The following is a 267-nucleotide window of genomic DNA, read 5'->3' as shown; positions in this document are numbered from 1 at the left end:
GCACTGGTTAACAGGCTCGCCAGAAATCCCTCCGTTGATCTTGAACAGGATATTTGTGAACGCTTTGCCGTTAGCCGTGCCTGGATTTCACAGAATGTACTCACTAAACAGCCCGGGAACTGCATTATCCTGATGGATCGCTGGTATCCGTCTGATGCCGCGTTTCGGCGGATGGTGCCCTTTGCAGAGATTTTGCAGCGAAACATTAAGCTCAATGTGCGAGCGCCAGATCTGCATGTCGGGGTGGTCACGGCACCTGAGATTTCA

Annotated in this window: 1 pseudogene; it reads left to right on the top strand. The window is 52.1% G+C overall.

Annotation, left to right across the window (positions count from 1 at the left end):
- Positions 1-267, top strand: a pseudogene (locus SB756_RS30810) (thymidylate kinase); the annotation flags it as partial.

It is taken from the genome of Pseudomonas sp. SIMBA_068 (genome assembly GCF_046534705.1).
GTDB lineage: Bacteria > Pseudomonadota > Gammaproteobacteria > Pseudomonadales > Pseudomonadaceae > Aquipseudomonas > Aquipseudomonas putida.
This window is presented reverse-complemented; position numbering and strand designations above follow the sequence as displayed.